We start from the raw sequence: 17,762 nt of genomic DNA, 5'->3' as shown, positions 1-17,762 counted from the left end.
GCGGTTCTTCAGCCTGTCAAAGCCGATCGCTGATTTGCAGCGATACCTGAAGGCTATCGATGCAGAACCGCTTCCGCCAGTTCATGAAAGCCGATACGAGTTGCGGGAAGTTTCCTAGGACGAGGACTACGTTCTTACAATAAAAGTCATTGATCAGATTTTACTGAAGCTAACGCTCCGAAATTCTCCTCTCATAGCCAACCTACGGCTGATAGAGGTAATTCCTACGCAATCTGGCGGTTGACGGTAAGGAAGGTGACGAGTCAAAGTTTGCCCATCAGCTCAGTACCGCGTGCAGTCAATTGTTAGATCTGCCCTGCAGTCCTGGGCTTTTTTTCGCCCAGAGAAAAGAGAAAAGGACGGATCTGTTTTCGGTGATCTACCCGAGCCTATTTTTTCTCAATGCTCCGTAACCCCATCCCCCCGCAAAACCCACCCAGCCTCCCCAGCCATCAACCGATACCGAACCTCGCGCATCTTCCCCGTCCTCCCGGCCCCGGCGTCCGCACTCTCATAAACCGGAAAGCGCCGCACCAGCACATTTTCCACCACCGCAAACTCATCCTCTCCCTGATAGCCCTCGGCTGCCTCGACGTCCTCACTGACCGGCGGAAGATAAATCTCGCTGAGCGATTTTTTGCGATTCGCTGAATAGGCGACGAGTTCACCCGGCAATCCGCGTCCCGGTGATCGGGCAAAGACGTAAAGCTCTGGCGAGCCATCCCGATCAAGGTCCGCCACCTCGGCCCGGACGACGTTTCCCGTCAATGGCCGTGTGAAGTCTGAATTATCGGTTTCCAGCCCTTGAGGTGAAATACGCAGCACACGGTGGTCATCGATCCCCTCCGTCGTCACATGAAACCGGATGCCCTGTAATTCAAGCGTCTGGTCAAACGGCCGAGTGCTGTCCGAGGCATCAGCGGGGCTGAGGTTCAATGAAAGGTTGTAGTTCGCCACCTCATTGCGCCGTGCGGCGTTGCGCATGAGGTACACCTGAACCGTGTACTCACCATCGGCGGGTAACGGACCCATGAAATGGTTGCCCATGATCGAGCCGTTAAACAGCGCGTAGTCCGCGCCTTTGGCGGTGATGTTGAAGTAGGCAGAGGTATTGGAAGGCTTGAGGTCGACGGTCAGTATTTGGCCCGCCTTTGCACTCACTCGGTATTGCGCGGTGAGCGGGCCCTGGATGGACTGGTTGAACTGGACAGCGTCGGCGCCTTTTTCGAAAGTGACTCGTTCGACTCGTGGCGTAACTTTAGTGGCCGCTTGTGCAGACAGGGAAACAATGGCCGCAAGCGCGGCGGCAAGCCAGATGTTCATGTTTGATTTCCTGCAAGCGCGACAACGCTCAATAGCCCGACCCAAATTGATTACAGCTCATCTGATCATATCGTGTGCTTGAAATGATGCTCCCAAGGCTTCACGCCAGCGCGCCGGTCTGATTCGCGAAGCTGAGCTGAAGCGTCGATGATGAGGAGGGCTTGAAGCCTGGCGTGAGTTCCGGCGCAGACGGAGTTTGCGGGTCAGAAGTGGCAATTGTATGACGGCCTGTAACTGATAACTGCCGTCAAATAAGTGACGATTTTAGGGGCGAATTACCGCTCGGCGATAAATTAGACAAAGTATTGACAGTGCCAATCTGATCTCCCATTATCGGCCGCGTTTTGATGGCCTTGCGCCACAAAGTTGGCGGACTTCAACCACTCGTATCCGCTCTAATGTTCAGGGAGAGATTTCATGTTTGTTGAGCGAATACTGGTGACTGGCGGTGCCGGTTTTATTGGGTCGCACCTCGTAGAAGCCTTGCTGGGCAAGGGCTACAAGGTTCGCGTGCTGGATAATTTGTCGACTGGAAAAGTCAGCAATCTGCCGATGGACAATGCCAATCTGAACCTGGTCATCGGTGATGTCGCGGACGGCGCCGTAGTGGCACAAGCCATGCGCGATTGCGGTGCTGTCGTTCACCTGGCCGCAGTGGCCTCGGTGCAAGCGTCGGTGGATGATCCGGTCAGCACCCATCAAAGCAACTTCGTCGGCACCCTCAACGTGTGCGAAAGCATGGTGAAGGCCGGGATCAAGCGCGTGGTATTCGCGTCCAGCGCCGCTATCTACGGCAACAACGGCGAAGGCACGGCGATTCACGAAGACACGCCAAAATCCCCGCTCACGCCGTATGCCAGCGACAAACTGGCCAGCGAGCAATACCTCGATTTCTATCGCCGCGAACATGGTCTGGAGCCGATGATCTTTCGGTTCTTCAACATCTTCGGCCCACGCCAGGATCCGTCATCGCCGTACTCCGGCGTGATCAGCATCTTTACCAAGCTGGCCCTGGCCGAGCAGTCGGTGGCGATTTTCGGCGACGGTTCGCAGACCCGCGACTTCGTCTATGTCCAGGACCTGGTGAGCATTCTCGTGCAGTCCCTGGAAGTCAGTGAACCGAGCCCCGGCGCGGTGAACGTTGGCCTGAGTCGTTCCACCAGCCTCAACGATCTGATCGCCGAATTGGGCACCGTCACCGGCAGCCCGTTGAAGGTGATTCATCACGCGCCACGTCAAGGCGACATTCGCCATTCGCGCGCCAACAACAGTCGCCTGCTGGAGCGTTTCAAGCTCCCGGAACCGACCGCCATCGGCAAGGGGCTGTCGCAGCTTATTCGCAGCCTGTAACCCGGCCGGTTCCACTGTCCGACATCCAAGCAGTATCGGTTCAGTCCATTCAAGAGTGAGTTATGGAAATCGTTTTTCGCAGGACGCGTGTCCGCGCGGCCGCTAAACGGCTGCTCGCCGCTTTAGCGTTGTTCGTGAGTGGGCCCGCTGTTCAGGCCGCAGCATTGCCGCAACCCGCCAGCGTGGTTTTCTGGTACGCCGATCAACCACCCATTTCCGAGTTGGCTCAGTTCGACTGGTCAGTGGTCGAGCCGGGGCATATGACCGCGGGCGACGTCAAAACCCTGCGCAAGTTGGGCAGCCAACCATTCGCCTACCTGTCGGTGGGCGAGTTTCATGGTGGCAAGGCCGAGCTCGACAAAGCCTCTCTCACCGGGGCGGTCAGCCCGGTGCGCAATGGTGCGTGGGACAGCCAGGTCATGGACCTCGCGGCACCTGCCTGGCGTGAACATTTGTTCGGCCGAGCCAAGGCGTTGCAGGCCGAAGGCTACGCCGGGTTGTTCCTCGATACCCTCGACAGCTTCCAGTTGCTGCCGGAGTCGGCACGAGAAACACAGCGTGTGGCACTCGCCGGTTTCCTGCGGGAATTGCACCAGCGCCAACCGAACCTGAAGCTGTTTTTCAACCGTGGCTTCGAAGTGCTGCCCGACCTCGATGGCGTGGCCGCCGCCGTGGCAATCGAATCGATTCATGCCGGTTGGGATGCTTCCGCCAAGCGTTATCGCCCGGTACCGGAAGCCGACCGCGAATGGCTGGAAACCCAGATCCAGCCGTTGCGCGCCAAAGGTATTCCGCTGGTAGCGATTGACTATCTGCCGCCGGAGCGCCGCGATGAAGCGCGCAAACTGGCCAAGCGTCTGCGCGATGAGGGCTTCATTCCCTATATCGGCACGCCAGAGCTGGACTCGATGGGCATCAGCAGCATCGAAATCCAGCCGCGCCGAATCGCGCTGCTTTACGACCCGCGCGAAGGCGATCTGGTGCGCAACGCCGGGCACACCTTGCTCGGCGGTTTGCTCGAATACCTCGGCTACCGGGTCGATTACCTGCCGGTCGACGGCTCGCTGCCGGAGCACCGTTTCAGCGGTTTGTACGCCGGGATCGTGACCTGGATGACCAGCGGCCCGCCGCAGGACGCATCGGCTTTCAATAGCTGGATCGGCAAACGTCTGGACGAACAGGTGCCAGTGGTGTTCTTTTCCGGCCTGCCGATTCAAGACCCGCTGCTGCTCAAGCGCCTGGGTCTGAACCGCTCGGCGCCGATCGGTACTCAGGCCTTGACCATCAGCTATCAGGACAAGGCGCTGATCGGCGCTTTCGAAGCCCCGGTGCAGCCCCGGTCCCGTGACCTGACCGCAATCTCCCTGCTGCCCAAAGGCCCGAAAGCCGCGTTGCTGCTGACCGCTGCCGACGGCCAGACATTTGCCCCGGTGGCGACGGCCGAGTGGGGCGGTGTTGCCCTTGCGCCATACATTCTCGAAACGAATAACGAGCGCAGCCGCTGGATTCTCGATCCGTTCGCTTTCCTCCAGGCCAGCTTGCGCCTGCCGGTTCAGCCACGCCCCGACACCACCACCGAAAACGGCCGCCGCATCGCCACCGTGCACATCGACGGCGATGGTTTTCCGTCGCGCGCTGAAGTGCGCGGCACGCCGTATGCCGGCAAGCAGGTGCTCGACGATTTCATCCGGCCCAACCCGTTCCTGACTTCGGTGTCGATCGTCGAAGGCGAGATTTCACCGCGCGGCATGTTCCCGTTCCTGGCGCGCGAACTGGAACCCATTGCCCGTGAGTTGTTTGCCAACCCGAAAGTCGAAGTCGCCACCCACACCTTCAGCCATCCGTTTTTCATGCAGCCGGAAGTGGCGCAGAAACGTGAGAACTTCAACCCGGAATACGGCTTGAAGATGGCCATTCCGGGCTACGACAAAATCGATTTCCGCCGCGAGATTTTTGGCTCGCGCGACTACATCAACCAGCAGCTCACCACCCCGGAAAAACCGGTGAAGCTGGTCTTCTGGCCGGGCGATGCCTTGCCCTCGGCAGCGACCTTGAAGCTGGCCTACGACGCGGGCCTGAAAAACGTCAACGGCGCCGAGACCATGCTGACCAAGGCCAACCCGTCGCTGACCGGTCTCAATCCTTTGCTGCGTCCCACCGAAGGCGGCCTGCAGTACTACGCGCCGATCATCAACGAGAACCTCTACACCAACCTGTGGAAGGGGCCGTATTACGGTTTCCGCGATGTGATCGACACCTTCGAACTCACCGACAGCCCACGGCGCTTGCGCGGCCTGCACCTGTATTACCACTTCTATTCGAGCACCAAGCAGGCCTCGATCAAGGCGATGAACGAGATCTACGGCTACATGAAGGACCAGCAACCGATGTCGCTGTGGATGAGCGACTACCTCGATCGTGTGCACGGTTTGTATCAGGCCAGTCTGGCGCGCACCGCCGAGGGTGACTGGCAGGTTCGCGGCATGGACGCGCTGCGCACCCTTCGACTCGACCCGCAAATGGGCTGGCCGGACCTGCTGCGTTCGCAAGGCGTTGCCGGTGTTCGTGACTTGCCGCAAGGCCGGTATGTGGCGTTGAGCAGCGACCAGGCGTTGCTGGTGTTGCGTCCCGACCGGGATGAACGGCCGGCGCTGGAGGAGGCCAACCTGCCGTTGGTGGACTGGAAATATGTGGATGAAAAACACGTGAGCTTTTCGTTTGCCGGTCAAGTGGACCTGAGCTTCTCCGTGCGCTCGGCGAGCAGTTGCCGGGTGGAAGTGGACGGGCAAACTTTTGCAGGCAAGGCATCCGCCGGTCTGTGGACTTTTCAATTACCAATGAAGCAGGTGAGTCATGGTCAGCTCTACTGCATCTAACGCCTCAGCAACTAAAAGCCGCCGCCTGCTCAATCCCTGGGCATTGGCGGTGGTGGCGGTGGCCGTGGGCGGCCTGTTGTGGCTGACGTTCCAGCGCGAAGAAGTGTTCCAGCCGGACGGCCGTGAGCCCGATGCGGTCTCGGCCAATTACGCCGAATTGCTGCTGGCCGCGCACCCGGATGACGATCACCTGCGCTTGCAGCTGGTCGATCTGCTGATCCGTCTCGGCGACTACCCGAAAGCGCGCCTGCACCTTGAGAACTGGCCGAAACCGGTCGTTGAGTTGCAGGCCTATTACCGGCTGGAACTCGATGCATTGGAAGCGGCGAAAGCCGATGATCCGATCGCGCAGAAAGCCTTGATCGAACGCCTGCAAAGCTTCGATCACCGCCTGTTGCCGCTGCCGCAATTGCACAACCTGGCCAAGCTGGCGTTGACCTTACAGGCGCCAGCTTTCGCTGCCAGCGTCTACGAAGAAATCGCCGATCGCGACCCGGCCCAGCGCATCGCTTCGCTCAAGTCCGCCGCGCAGTGGTACCTGGCCGGTGAGCAACCTGGTCGCGCCGCCGACATTTATCTGCTGCTCAAACAGGACAGCCAACAAGCGTCCGAGCGTCGCGAATACGCGCAACTGGCATTCAACAGTCTGTTGGCCGCCGGTCGCGGTGAACAGGCTGCGCGCGTACTGGCCGATGAACTGGATCAGCTCAAGGATCCGCAAACCGATTCGCCGTGGCTGGAGCAGGGCGTCGACGTTGCCGTTGGCAGCAAACGCTTTGATCTGGCGCAGCGCTTTCTGGATCAGTGGCGCGTGTTGCAGCCGGACAACCCACAAATCCTGCGCAAGGAATTCAGCATGCGCCTGGCCCTCGGCGATTTGGCCGGTGCGTGGGACAGTGGTCAGCAGCTGGTGGCTGAGCACCCGGATGACTTGGCATTGCTCGAGCAAATGGGGCATCTGGGCGAATGGCGTGGCGACAGTCAGGCCGCCCTCGGCTACTGGATTCGCCTGCTCAAGCTGCACGAAGACCCGCAAACCCGTGAACACGCCTGGCGTCTGGCGAGTCAGCAGTTCGACTTTGACCATGCGATTCCCTTGCTCGCCGAGATCATGGAGCAACGTGCGCTGACCGACGTCGAACTCGATGCGCTGATCTACGCTCACGAATCGCGCGGCACACCGGCCCAGGCCGAAGCCTGGTTGCACGCCTACTTGCGCAAGTACCCGGCGCATCGCCTGGCCTGGACGCGCCTGCTGCAGAACCTGGAAAACACCGGGCAGTTCGCACAGAAAACCGAGGTCTATCAGCGCTACTCGAAACGCTTCGCGCTGACGACGACCGAGCGCATCGACTGGGCCAGTACCGACCTTAAGCTGTTTGATAATCAGGCGGCGTGGGAGGTATTGCAGGTTGATAACCGCAAGATCACCGATGAGGGTTACTGGCGCTTGCGTGCTGCGCTGGCATGGGATCTGGAGCTCGATGACGAGCTGCAGTTTTCCCTGGAGAAACTCCTCGCGCTCAAGGGTTCGCTGAACAGTGGCGACGAGAGTCAGCTGATCACGATGTACCGCACCAGCGATCCGAAGCGGGCGCTGACCATGATGGTCGGCAGCTGGAAGCGCACCCGGGATCCGCAGCGTCTGGTTGAATCCTTGCAGCAAGCCCAGGAATTGCAGGATTGGCCGCAAGTGGTCGCGCTGCTCAAAGACGCCGAGCAATACCCGGAAGCCAACGAGCAAGCACAAGTGCTGGCGATTCGCGGTGCCTTGGCGGTGCAGCAGGGAAATATCGACGAGGCGCAGCGTTTGTACCTGTTGGGCCTGTCGCGTTTCCCGGATGACAACCTGTTCCGCGAGCGCCTGATGTGGCTGTACGTTGATCAAGGCAACACCGCCGCGCTCAAGCCTTTGCTGACGGAATGGAAACCCCAGGCGCGTCAGGACCGAATCCTCTGGCTGCCGTTCGCCAGTGCCAGCCAGATGCTCGGTCGCGATACCGAAGCGTTGGCCTGGTATCGGATGTACCTCAAGACCAGTCCGCAGGATTGGCTGGTGCGTGCGGCCTACGCCGATGCCCTGGAAAGCGCCGGTTATCAGGACGCGGCCCAACGGTTGCGCCTGAAGCTGCTGCGCAGCCCCGAAGGCGAAAACATTCAGCCATCGTCCCAGCGTTATGCGATCTGGTTGCGCTTGATGGCCAGCAGTTATTCGCCGGCCAAGGCACAGCAGGAGGTGGCGAAGTGGAAAGACGGCTCGCCGGCCATGCTGCAATTGTGGTTCGAGCGGTTGCTGGCACGTCTCGACGCGACGAACCAGGAATCGCAGAAAGACCAGTGGCTGGAGTGGGCGCGCAGCCAAGGCTTGAAGGTTCAGCGTTACGAAGAAATCCAGCAGGCGCTGCGCAGCCGCAACAAGGCGCAAGTCGAAACGCTGTTGGCCAGTAGCGACCTCAACCCGGCGCAACGCGCCCAGGCCTTGAGTCGTCTCGGCCGCTTCGACGAAGCCCTCGACCTCAGCCAGTCCGCGCTGGGTGACGATCAACCGGCTGCCGTGCGCGAGCAGTTGCGCCGTCAGGCTGCCGAGTTGCAGGAGTTGACGCCGCAGGGCGCGCAGCTGTCCTGGCATCAACAGGATTTCGGTGGCCTGGAATTCAACACCCCGCGCCTGCAAATCGCGCACAACCTTGGCGCTCAGTGGTACGCCAATCTTGAGTTGGAGAATGGCACCTACAACAGCGATCAGCTGATCGAATCGCGCATGGGCGATGAGCGCAACGCTGCGCTGACCCTGCAACGTTCGGTGGAAGACGGCGGCTACAAACTGTTCGCCGACACCAGCCAGCGCAAGGACGACGACCGCACTGGCCTGGGCCTGTCCCGGACTTGGCAGTTGAGCGCCAGTGACCAGATCGAGACCGGTCTGGACTGGCATCGCAAAAGCGAAGACAGCGGCCTGATGCGCGCTTTCGGCCAGCACGACAGTGTGTGGGTCGGCGGTCGTCACGGGTTCTCGGCGCGGGATCAGATCAGCTGGGAAGTGGCGCAGAAATCGTTCTCGACTCGTGCGGGCGATTCCTTGGGCAACGGCCAGGCGCTGAAGATGGAATACAACCACACGCTGGAATTCGCCGGACCTAACTGGACCGTGCGCAGCGGTGTCGATTATCAGCACAACAACGTCAAGGACCGCACGCTGGAGTACCTGTCCAGCGCCAACGACGGTCCGGTGAAAAGCGTTGATGACTCGGACGATCCCGCGATCGTGACGGCCAACGATCTGCTGCAAAGCCGTTACGGCCAACTGTATGTCGGTAGCTCATGGCGTCGCGGCTTGCCGGGCGCCCTGGTGCGTACTCGCCCGCAATACACCTGGCTGGTGGACGTGACGGCGGGCTGGCAATGGCTGGATCAAACCTTTAACTACGGCATCAACACCGGGATCGGCGTCGAAGTGCTGGGCGGTGACGAATTGGCCCTCACCGTTGGCTACCAATCCGCGCCACAAGGCGGGGACGGTCAGGCGGGCGGAACACTGGGTGTGAGCTACGGCGTGCGATTCGGACGCTGATCATGAAATGTTTACGGGAGAAAAACTGATGCAAGCAATTCGTAATCTGAGCCTGGCTCTGGCAGTCCTGTTCGTCGCCGGTTGCGCCAGCTTCACCGGCGACACCAGCCCGAACTTTGCGCGTACTGCGAAGTGGGGCACCGTGCCGATGATCAACTACTCGCAAACCCCGCAAGCCGGCGAGCGTGCCGAGCAGATCCTGCTCAGCGTGCTCAGCAGCCACGGTCTGCAACCACGGGTTTACCCGGTCAGTACTCAGGGCGAACAAGCGCTGATGGACGACAACGAACGTTTGGCCGGCGCCCTCGATTGGGCACGTGATCAGAAGCTTGATTACGTGGTCGCTGGCAGCGTTGAAGAGTGGCAGTACAAGAACGGTCTGGACGGCGAACCGGCAGTGGGCATCAGCCTGCGCGTGCTCGAAGCCAGCAGCGGTCGTGTGCTCTGGAGCAAAAGCGGCGCGCGTGCGGGCTGGTCCCGTGAAAGCCTCGCCGGCACCGCGCAAACGGTGCTCGACACACTTGTTGGCGCCCTTCGGTTCGAGTGAATGCAATGAATTCTCCTCACATGGATTACAGCCTCGCGCCGCGTGCCAGCGGCCCGGTGTCTTGGCTGGAAACGCTGTTGGTCACCGGCGCGGCGATTGGCCTGGGCTTATGGCTGACCCCGCAAGACCCGTTGCAAATGCACGCTGGTTTTCCCTGGCCGGTGCTGGCGCCGCTGCTGTTGGGTGTGCGCTACGGTTTCGTGCGCGGCTTGCTCAGCGCCAGTCTGCTGGTGATGGCGTTGTTCGCCCTGCGCTACAGTGGGCATGAAGCGTACGCCCAGCTTGATCCGTCATTCATTGTCGGCGTGCTGGTCAGCGGCATGCTGGTGGGCGAGGTTCGCGATCTGTGGGAACGGCGCTTGCAGCGTCTGCAGATGGCCAACGATTACCGCCAGTATCGACTCGACGAATTCACCCGCGCGCACCAGATTTTGCGGGTCTCCCACGACCTGCTGGAGCAGCGCGTGGCGGGCAGCGATCAAAGCTTGCGCAGTTCGTTGCTGGGCTTGCGCGACAAACTGCGGGTGATGCCGGACGAAGGCGATGCACTGGCCGCGCTGGCCGACCCGATCGTGGCCATGCTCGGTCAGTACGGTGCGCTACGCGTGGCCGGGCTGTATCGCGTCGATGAACGCGAAGAGAACGTGTTGCCCGAAGCCTTGGCGACCATCGGCGTCATGGGGCCGTTGGGCACCGAAGACGGTCTGGTCAAGCTGTGCCTGGAACGCGGTGAGCTGGTCAGCGTGCGTCAGGAACTGATTGATGCCGGCAGCTCGGCGCAATTCTCGTCATTGCAGGCCTGCATTCCGCTGATCGATGCCGAAGGTCGTTTGCTGGCGATTCTGGCGGTGCGGCAGATGCCGTTCTTCGCCTTCCAGGATCGCACGCTGAGCCTGTTGGCGTTGCTCGCCGGGCACATCGCCGACCTGCTGCGCCGCGACCCGCAAGTGCTGCAACTGGCCGACGCCGATGCGCAGCAGTTCACGCTGCAACTCAAGCGTTCGCTGGTGGATGTCGAGCAGCACAAACTGGCGGCCGGCCTTTTTGCCTTCGAATTGACCCGCCCCAACGATGAGCTGTCGCGTCTGTTCGAGCGCAGCCAGCGTGGCCTCGACCTGCAATTGCCGCTGCGTAATAACCGCGATCATCAGCTGTTGCTGGTGCTGCTGCCGTTGACCAGTCCGCAAGGCACCGAAGGTTATCTGGCGCGGATGAACCTGATGCTGCACGAGCACTTTGGCATTGAAAGCAGCCTCGACAGCCTCGGCGTGCGCGTGTTGCCGTTCAACCTGGAGCCTGGCTGTGAACGCAACGGGCTGCGTAATTTCCTGTTCAACGAGTGTGGCCTGAATGATCAGCAAGTGGCTGTTTAGCGGAGCCTTGTTGTTAGAGGCGGGCAGTTGGGCCAGCTTGTGGCTCACCGCGCCCGAGTTGCAACAATTGCTGGTGTTCACCCTCAGCCACGGCCTGGCGTGCGTGATGTTGTGCGCGGCCGTGTGGCTGTTGCTGCCGGCGCGCTACCGTTCGCCGCTGCCGTGGAGCCCGCTGTTTATCTTCAGCCTGGCGTTCTTCGTGCCGGTGCTCGGCGCGGTCGGCGTAGTGGCGGCGATCTTCCCGGCGCTGTACCTGCCGCGCAAACGCGACAAGCAAGCGTGGCAAGCGGTGGGCATCCCGAAACTGCCGTTCCGCGCGCAATTGCAACTGCACTCGCCGATCTTTGCCGATGGCGGTTTGCAGGACGTGTTGCGCCATGCCCCGGATCCGGATCAGCGTCTGGCCGCCCTCTTGGCGACTCGGCGCATGCCCGGCAAAGAAGCGGTGCCGATCCTCAAACTGGCCCTCGGTGACCCGAGTGACGATGTGCGGCTGCTGGCGTATTCGATGCTCGACAAGCAGGAAAGCGACATCAACCTGCACATCCAGATCGCGCTCGGCGAACTGGTCAACGCCAAAACGGCGGGTGCGCTGCACGGCCGGCTGGCGCGCTGGTATTGGGAGCTGGCGTATCTGGGCCTGGCGCAAGGCAGCGTGCTTGATCACGTGCTGACCCAGGCCAGCGAACATGCCGAGCAAGGCTTGAAAGCGGGCGAGGGCGGTGAGCTGTTCCTGCTGGCCGGGCGCATCGCGCTGGAGCGTGGCGATGTCGAGCGTGCCGAGGTGCTGCTGAGTCAGGCTCAAGAGAACGGCATGGGCGCGGCGCAAGTGCTGCCGTTTCGCGCCGAGCTGGCGTTCGAGGCCGGTCGTTACCACGAAATTCCCGGTTTGCTCGCCCGTCTTCCCGAGGAAACCCGTCAGCGGCCGCCGTTCGCCGCATTGGTCAGGAGCTGGACATGAGTCACAAGGAACAGGCACCGGTTGCCGACATCTGTCTGCTGCTCGAAGGCACCTGGCCTTACGTGCGTGGCGGCGTTTCCAGCTGGATTCACCAGATGATCCTCGGCCTGCCGGAACTGACCTTTTCGGTGATGTTCATCGGCGGCCAGCGTCAGGCCTATCCGACCCGGCGCTACGAAATACCGGCCAACGTGCTGCACATCGAAGAAGTGTTCCTCGAAGATGCGACCCATCCGACCAACACGCACGTAGAGCCGCGCGAGGCTGACCCGCAGCAGTTGCAGGATTTGTATCGCTTCCTGCATCACCCGGATGCGCCAGACCCGGCCCTGGGCGAACGCTTGCTCGACTGCATCGCCCAGGGCCACATGACCCTCGACGACGTGCTGCGCAGCCGTGCCAGTTGGGAGTCGCTGAGCGAAGGCTATCGCCAGCATTGCGCCGATCCGTCCTTCGTCAATTATTTCTGGACCTTGCGCGCGATGCAGTCGCCGTTGCTGATGCTCGCCGAAGCCGCGCAACGGATGCCGAAGGCGCGGGTGCTGCATTCGATTTCCACCGGGTACGCGGGCTTTCTGGGTTGCATCCTCAAGCAGCGTTGGAATTGCACCTACTTGCTCAGCGAGCACGGGATCTACACCAAGGAACGCAAGATCGACCTGGCCCAGGCCAGCTGGATCGCCGAGAGTTCCGGCCAGGCGCTGAACCGCAGCCTCGATGCCGGCTCGGGTTACATCCGAACCTTGTGGGTGCGTTTCTTCGAGCGCATTGGCCAACTGACCTACAACAGCGCCGACAACATCATCGCGCTCTACGACGGCAACCGTCAGCGCCAGATCAAGGACGGCGCCCTCGCGACCCGCACCCAGGTCATTCCGAATGGCATCGACCTGCCGATGTGGACCGCAGCGCTGGAATCCCGCGCCCACGGCATTGCGCCTGTGGTCGGTTTGATCGGCCGTGTGGTGCCGATCAAGGACGTGAAAACCTATCTGCGGGCGATGCGCGGCGTGATCAGCGCGATGCCGCAAGCCGAGGGCTGGATTGTCGGCCCGGAAGAGGAAGATCCGGAATACGTCAGCGAATGCCGCAGCCTGATGGCCAGTCTGGGCCTGGAAGGCAAGGTGCATTTCCTCGGCTTCCAGCGCATTCAGGACATCCTGCCCAAACTCGGCCTGATGGTGCTGACCTCGATCAGTGAAGCGCAGCCGCTGGTGATCCTCGAAGCCTGGGCCGCCGGTACGCCGGTGGTCAGCAGCGACGTGGGTTCGTGCCGCGAGTTGATCGAAGGCGGCAGTGCCGAAGACCGTGACCTCGGACACGCCGGCAAAGTGGTGGCGATTGCCGACCCACAAGCCACGTGCGCCGCGATCCTTGAACTGTTGCGCAGCCCGCGACGCTGGCAGGCCGCCCAGGCCAGCGGCTTGTTGCGGGTCAATCGTTATTACACCGAAGCCTTGATGCTGCAGCGTTACCGCGACCTGTATCAAGCCGCCATGGAGAACAGCTAAATGGCCGGTATTGGCTTTGAACTGCGAAAAATCCTTTCGCGTGATTCCTACACGGCGACCTTGCACGCCTACGTCTACGCCGGGCTGATCAGCTCCGGGCCGTGGGTGTTGTCGATCATCAGTGTCATGCTGGTGGGCATCATCAGCATCGGCCTGTTGCTGCCGAACATGCTGGTCGGGCAGTTCCTGGTGACGGTGACGTACCTGATGGCCACTTCGTTGATCCTGACGGGCGGCTTGCAGCTGTTCTTCACGCGCTTCGTCTCCGACCGTTTGTTCGAGCACAAGTACGATCAGATCCTGCCCAACCTCTTGGGGGTGTTGTTGCTGGTCACCCTAGGCGCCGGGTTGTTGGGGATCGTCGTGTTGGGCTTGTTGTTCGATGAACCGCTGATTTACCGCGTACTGGTGTTGGCGAACTTCGTGGTGCTGTGCAACTTGTGGCTGGTGATCATCTTCCTCTCGGGGATGAAGGCCTATAACCGCATTCTGCTGGTGATGCTGGTGGGTTACACGCTGATGGTCGCGAGCGCCTACCTGTTGAGCTTTTTGCAGATGCCGGGCTTGCTGCTGGCGCTGTTGATCGGGCACAGCACGCTGCTGTTCCTGTTCCTCTACGACATCCTGCGCGAGTACCGCGCCGAGAAACTGATCGCCTTCGATTTCCTCGATCGTCGCAACGTGTTCCTCAGCTTGCTGGCCACCGGTTTCTTCTACAACCTGGGGATCTGGATCGACAAATTCCTGTTCTGGTTCAACCCCGGCACCTCCAACGAAATCGTCGGCCCGCTGCGCGCTTCGATCCTCTACGACTTGCCGATCTTCCTCGCGTACCTGGCGATCATCCCCGGCATGGCGGTGTTTCTGGTGCGCATCGAGACCGACTTTGCCGAGTGGTACGACCGTCTGTTCCGGGCGATCCGCGAAGGTGAAACCCTGCAACACATCGGGCAACTGAAAACCGAGATGACCTTGTCGATCCGCCAGGGCCTGCTGGAAATCTGCAAGGTGCAGGGGCTGACGGCGGTGCTGTTGTTCCTGTTCGCGCCGCGCCTGCTGGAATGGCTGGGTATCTCCAGTTATTACCTGCCGCTGTTCTACATCGACCTGATCGGCGTGAGCATCCAGGTGGTGTTCATGGCGTTGCTCAACGTGTTCTTCTACCTCGACAAGCGCACCGTGGTGCTGGAGCTGTGCGTGCTGTTTGCGGTGTTGAACGCGATGCTGACGTTGTTCAGCATGTACCTGGGGCCAAGCTTCTTCGGGTATGGGTTTACGCTGTCGTTGCTGATTTGTGTATTGCTGGGTTTGCACAGGCTTTCGACGGCGCTGGAAGATCTGGAGTACGACACTTTCATGCTGTCTCGCTGACGTTACGGTTCAGGCAAAAAAGGCACTGGCGATCATCGCCAGTGCCTTTTTTTTGTCCGACTGACGTCACTTGTCAGCCGGAGTTGCGCTGCTAGGCTTGTTCAGCCGGACCTTTCCGGCATGCCCATTATCTGCTTCAGACTGTAGAACGTTGTTCGCGGGGACCACATGTTTTTCAACTGGAGGTTTTCCCATGAGACTGCAGCTATTCAATGCCGCGATCATTGTCGCCAGCATGGCGGCCACCGACCCGTCTCTCGCCGGTGAAGCATCGACCGCATCCGCTTCACAACCCGACAAGACCCCGTCCACCCACGCAGCAAAACAGGAGATCAAGCTCACCCGCCTCACCCCCGAGTATTGGCGCGTCACCTTCCACAACCCGCCGTACAACATCTACGGCCCCGAGACCATGCCGCAACTGAATGAGGTCGTCACGGCCATCGAGACCGATCCGAAAGTGGTGGTTGTGGTCTTCGACAGTGACGTTCCAGACTTCTTCCTCACCCACTACGACTTCGTCCCGCCGCTGACCGACACCACCAGCCTGCCCAACGGCCCCACCGGCCTGCCACCGCTGCCCGATATGCTGGTTCGCTTGAGCAAGGCGCCCGTGGTCTCGATAGTGTCCATTCGCGGTCGCGCCACCGGCGTCGGCAGCGAACTGGCCCTGGCCAGCGACATGCGTTTCGCCAGCCGCGAAAAAGCCATCCTCTCGCAATGGGAAATCGGCGCCGCCCTGGTGCCCGGCGGCGGTCCGATGGCGCGCCTGCCACGGTTGATGGGCCGTGGGCGCGCACTGGAAGTGCTGCTCACCGGCAATGACATCAATGGCGAGCTCGCCGAACGCTACGGCTACGTCAACCGTGCGCTGCCCGATGCCGAACTCGATGCATTCGTCGACACCATGGCCCGGCGCATCGCCCGGTTCGACAAACAGTCGATCGCCGACATCAAGCGCCTGGTCGACGCTGCCAGCCTGCCACCCAACGAAGCCATCGCCGCCGAATGGGACGGTTTCATCGGCTCGGTCAAACGCCCGGCGGCGCAGCAACGCATCACCCAACTGATGGAGCTTGGCCTGCAGAAAAAAGCCGACGTCGAAAAACGCCTGGCGCACTACACCGGCACCCTGGGCGAGGCCTCGAAATGAGCTCGCCGTCGTTCAATCCTGATCAGGAGTCACTGTCATGAGTGCTGCACTGGAAACCGTTCTCTACACCGCAAAAACCCACACAGTCGGCGGCCGCACCGGCACCGGCAAATCAAGCGACGGCGAGCTGGACGTCAAATTCAGCTCGCCCGGCTCGGGCAAGCCGGGCACCAATCCGGAGCAACTGTTTGCGCTGGGGTATTCCGCCTGCTTCATCGGCGCGATACAGGTGGCGGCGGGCAAGATGAAGATCAAATTGCCGGAAGACACGTCTGTGGATGCCGAAGTGGATCTGGGCAAAACCGGCGCTGGGGATTTTCAATTGGCGGTCAGGTTGAACGTCAACTTTCCCGGGTTGGAAGAGAGGGTGAAACGGGAACTGGCTGAGGCTGCGCACGAGATGTGCCCATATTCGCGGATGACGCGGGGGCATGTGTCGGTGGATTTGAAGGTGCTTTGAATCCCAGCGGTCCAATGGACTGCTTTTGTGGGAGTGAGCCTGCTCGCGATAGCGATTGTTCATTCAACATGGATGTCGACTGACACACCGCCATCGCGAGCAGGCTCGCTCCTACAAGGGGATTAGCTGCGTGGCGAAGATCTTGGCATTTCAACCGCGACAATCAGTAATTTGTATTTCATGGCGGCGTCCTTGCACGTAGACCGCCAGCATAGGCCCGGTTGTGTTTAACCACAGATCACCAACCCCCAGATGCAACAAAACCCGCACTTGGCGGGTTATGTCTTGCTTCATACGCCACGTCGCCTCATGAGCGCCTCGCATCCGGGTTGTCTACAGCAGGATTAGCAAAAAGGTGCTCCGCAGCAAAGTCCACGAATACGCGGATTTTCGGTGAAAGATGACGACTGGACGGCCACAACGCCCAGAACTGTCCTTGGTCTTCGGTGTGACCGTCGAGCACCGTTTCCAGGCGCCCTTGGGCGATTGCTTCGCGGGCCAGGAAGTCCGGGACAAATGCGATGCCGTGCCCGTCCACCACGGCCATCAGCATGGCTTCCATGTTGTTCAATGTCAGGGCGGTTGGCAGGCGCAACTGCGTGATCTGGGGGGATGAAGACATACTCCATTCCATTATTTTGCCCGTCGTGACAAATCGATAACGCAAGCACTCGTGATGCTCAAGGTCACTGAGCGTGACAGGCCGTCCCTTACGCTGCAAATAATCAGGCGATGCGCACAGGACAAACTTGAAGGGCCCCAGCTTGCGGGCCATCAGCTTGGAGTCGGCCTGCCCGCCGCTGCGAATGACCACGTCAAAGCCTTCATCGATCACATCCACCAGTTGGTCGTTGAAGTCCAGTTCCAGCTCGATCTCCGGGTAGGCTTTGCGGAACCGCGCCATGTGGGGCAAGAGAAAGCGATAGCCGATGGTGGGCAAGCTGACGCGTAACTTTCCGCGGGGTTCCTGTGTGGCGTGGGAAAGCATCGCCCGGGCATCTTGAAGATCGTCAAGGATCTTGCGGCAGCGCTCATAGAACAACTGCCCCTCCGCGGTCAGGCTGACTTTGCGGGTGCTGCGGTGCAATAACCGCACGTTTAGCGAAGCTTCAAGCTTGGCGACGTTTTTGCCCACGGCCGAGGCAGAAATCCCCAACGTCCTGGCGGCGCTGATGAAACTGAGCGCCTCGGCGGTTTTTACGAATGAGATCACCCTACTAAGACTGTCCATGCCTCGATTACATCCTTTCGGTTCATTATAAGTGG

Annotated in this window: 12 protein-coding genes; 10 read left to right on the top strand and 2 right to left on the bottom strand. The window is 60.6% G+C overall.

What is annotated here, in order from left to right; all coding sequences use genetic code 11:
• Window positions 1-399 precede the first annotated feature (399 nt).
• Complete coding sequence (locus QMX98_RS02785) at window positions 400-1,323, bottom strand: hypothetical protein (protein ID WP_282410218.1); 924 nt, start codon at window positions 1,321-1,323, stop codon at window positions 400-402.
• 417 nt (window positions 1,324-1,740) lie between these two features.
• Between QMX98_RS02785 and QMX98_RS02780 the strand changes: the two genes are divergently transcribed.
• From QMX98_RS02780 to QMX98_RS02735, 10 genes are all read left to right on the top strand, one after another.
• Window positions 1,741-2,673: an NAD-dependent epimerase/dehydratase family protein gene (locus QMX98_RS02780; RefSeq protein ID WP_010463668.1), complete on the top strand. Its 933-nt coding sequence runs from the start codon at window positions 1,741-1,743 to the stop codon at window positions 2,671-2,673.
• Window positions 2,674-2,735: 62 nt separating this feature from the next.
• Window positions 2,736-5,549: a bifunctional glycoside hydrolase 114/ polysaccharide deacetylase family protein gene (locus tag QMX98_RS02775; protein ID WP_282410217.1), complete on the top strand. Its 2,814-nt coding sequence runs from the start codon at window positions 2,736-2,738 to the stop codon at window positions 5,547-5,549.
• Window positions 5,527-9,120 carry a tetratricopeptide repeat protein gene (locus QMX98_RS02770; protein ID WP_282410216.1) on the top strand — a complete coding sequence of 1,198 codons (3,594 nt, stop codon included), beginning with the start codon at window positions 5,527-5,529 and terminating at the stop codon, window positions 9,118-9,120. The genes QMX98_RS02775 and QMX98_RS02770 overlap by 23 nt, the downstream gene beginning before the upstream one ends.
• Window positions 9,121-9,148: 28 nt before the next feature.
• Entirely contained in the window at window positions 9,149-9,667 is a 519-nt protein-coding gene (locus QMX98_RS02765; protein ID WP_010463662.1) for a hypothetical protein, read from the top strand.
• A 5-nt stretch (window positions 9,668-9,672) separates the two neighbouring features.
• Window positions 9,673-11,040 (top strand): PelD GGDEF domain-containing protein, encoded by a 1,368-nt coding sequence (locus QMX98_RS02760; RefSeq protein WP_154503019.1) that lies wholly within the window; start codon window positions 9,673-9,675, stop codon window positions 11,038-11,040.
• Window positions 11,018-12,001: a HEAT repeat domain-containing protein gene (locus QMX98_RS02755; RefSeq protein WP_282410215.1), complete on the top strand. Its 984-nt coding sequence runs from the start codon at window positions 11,018-11,020 to the stop codon at window positions 11,999-12,001. Before QMX98_RS02760 ends, QMX98_RS02755 begins: the two co-directional genes overlap by 23 nt.
• Window positions 11,998-13,512, top strand: coding sequence for a GT4 family glycosyltransferase PelF (gene pelF, locus QMX98_RS02750; RefSeq protein ID WP_010463656.1), 1,515 nt, complete (start codon window positions 11,998-12,000; stop codon window positions 13,510-13,512). The genes QMX98_RS02755 and pelF overlap by 4 nt, the downstream gene beginning before the upstream one ends.
• Complete coding sequence (pelG, locus tag QMX98_RS02745; RefSeq protein ID WP_010463655.1) at window positions 13,513-14,883, top strand: exopolysaccharide Pel transporter PelG; 1,371 nt, start codon at window positions 13,513-13,515, stop codon at window positions 14,881-14,883.
• A gap of 193 nt (window positions 14,884-15,076) precedes the next feature.
• A complete protein-coding gene (locus QMX98_RS02740; protein ID WP_010463653.1) occupies window positions 15,077-16,036 on the top strand; it encodes an enoyl-CoA hydratase/isomerase family protein in 960 nt (319 codons plus the stop codon).
• A 37-nt stretch (window positions 16,037-16,073) separates the two neighbouring features.
• Window positions 16,074-16,496 carry an organic hydroperoxide resistance protein gene (locus tag QMX98_RS02735; protein WP_010463651.1) on the top strand — a complete coding sequence of 141 codons (423 nt, stop codon included), beginning with the start codon at window positions 16,074-16,076 and terminating at the stop codon, window positions 16,494-16,496.
• A 307-nt stretch (window positions 16,497-16,803) separates the two neighbouring features.
• Here the strand turns inward: QMX98_RS02735 and QMX98_RS02730 are convergent, their stop codons facing one another.
• Window positions 16,804-17,727: a LysR family transcriptional regulator gene (locus QMX98_RS02730; protein ID WP_282410214.1), complete on the bottom strand. Its 924-nt coding sequence runs from the start codon at window positions 17,725-17,727 to the stop codon at window positions 16,804-16,806.
• Window positions 17,728-17,762: the final 35 nt, after the last annotated feature.

The sequence above is a fragment of the Pseudomonas sp. PS02303 genome (assembly GCF_029959925.1).
Taxonomy (GTDB): Bacteria; Pseudomonadota; Gammaproteobacteria; order Pseudomonadales; family Pseudomonadaceae; genus Aquipseudomonas; species Aquipseudomonas mandelii.
Note: the sequence above shows the minus strand (reverse complement) of the source record. Positions and strands in the feature narration are given on the sequence as shown.

Bases quoted from the DNA above. Each gene is read 5' to 3' on its own strand.
- QMX98_RS02785 (WP_282410218.1), bottom strand. From the start codon at position 1,323: ATGAACATCTGGCTTGCCGCCGCGCTTGCGGCCATTGTTTCCCTGTCT.
- QMX98_RS02780 (WP_010463668.1), top strand. From the start codon at position 1,741: ATGTTTGTTGAGCGAATACTGGTGACTGGCGGTGCCGGTTTTATTGGG.
- QMX98_RS02775 (WP_282410217.1), top strand. From the start codon at position 2,736: ATGGAAATCGTTTTTCGCAGGACGCGTGTCCGCGCGGCCGCTAAACGG.
- QMX98_RS02770 (WP_282410216.1), top strand. From the start codon at position 5,527: ATGGTCAGCTCTACTGCATCTAACGCCTCAGCAACTAAAAGCCGCCGC.
- QMX98_RS02765 (WP_010463662.1), top strand. From the start codon at position 9,149: ATGCAAGCAATTCGTAATCTGAGCCTGGCTCTGGCAGTCCTGTTCGTC.
- QMX98_RS02760 (WP_154503019.1), top strand. From the start codon at position 9,673: ATGAATTCTCCTCACATGGATTACAGCCTCGCGCCGCGTGCCAGCGGC.
- QMX98_RS02755 (WP_282410215.1), top strand. From the start codon at position 11,018: ATGATCAGCAAGTGGCTGTTTAGCGGAGCCTTGTTGTTAGAGGCGGGC.
- pelF (WP_010463656.1), top strand. From the start codon at position 11,998: ATGAGTCACAAGGAACAGGCACCGGTTGCCGACATCTGTCTGCTGCTC.
- pelG (WP_010463655.1), top strand. From the start codon at position 13,513: ATGGCCGGTATTGGCTTTGAACTGCGAAAAATCCTTTCGCGTGATTCC.
- QMX98_RS02740 (WP_010463653.1), top strand. From the start codon at position 15,077: ATGAGACTGCAGCTATTCAATGCCGCGATCATTGTCGCCAGCATGGCG.
- QMX98_RS02735 (WP_010463651.1), top strand. From the start codon at position 16,074: ATGAGTGCTGCACTGGAAACCGTTCTCTACACCGCAAAAACCCACACA.
- QMX98_RS02730 (WP_282410214.1), bottom strand. From the start codon at position 17,727: ATGGACAGTCTTAGTAGGGTGATCTCATTCGTAAAAACCGCCGAGGCG.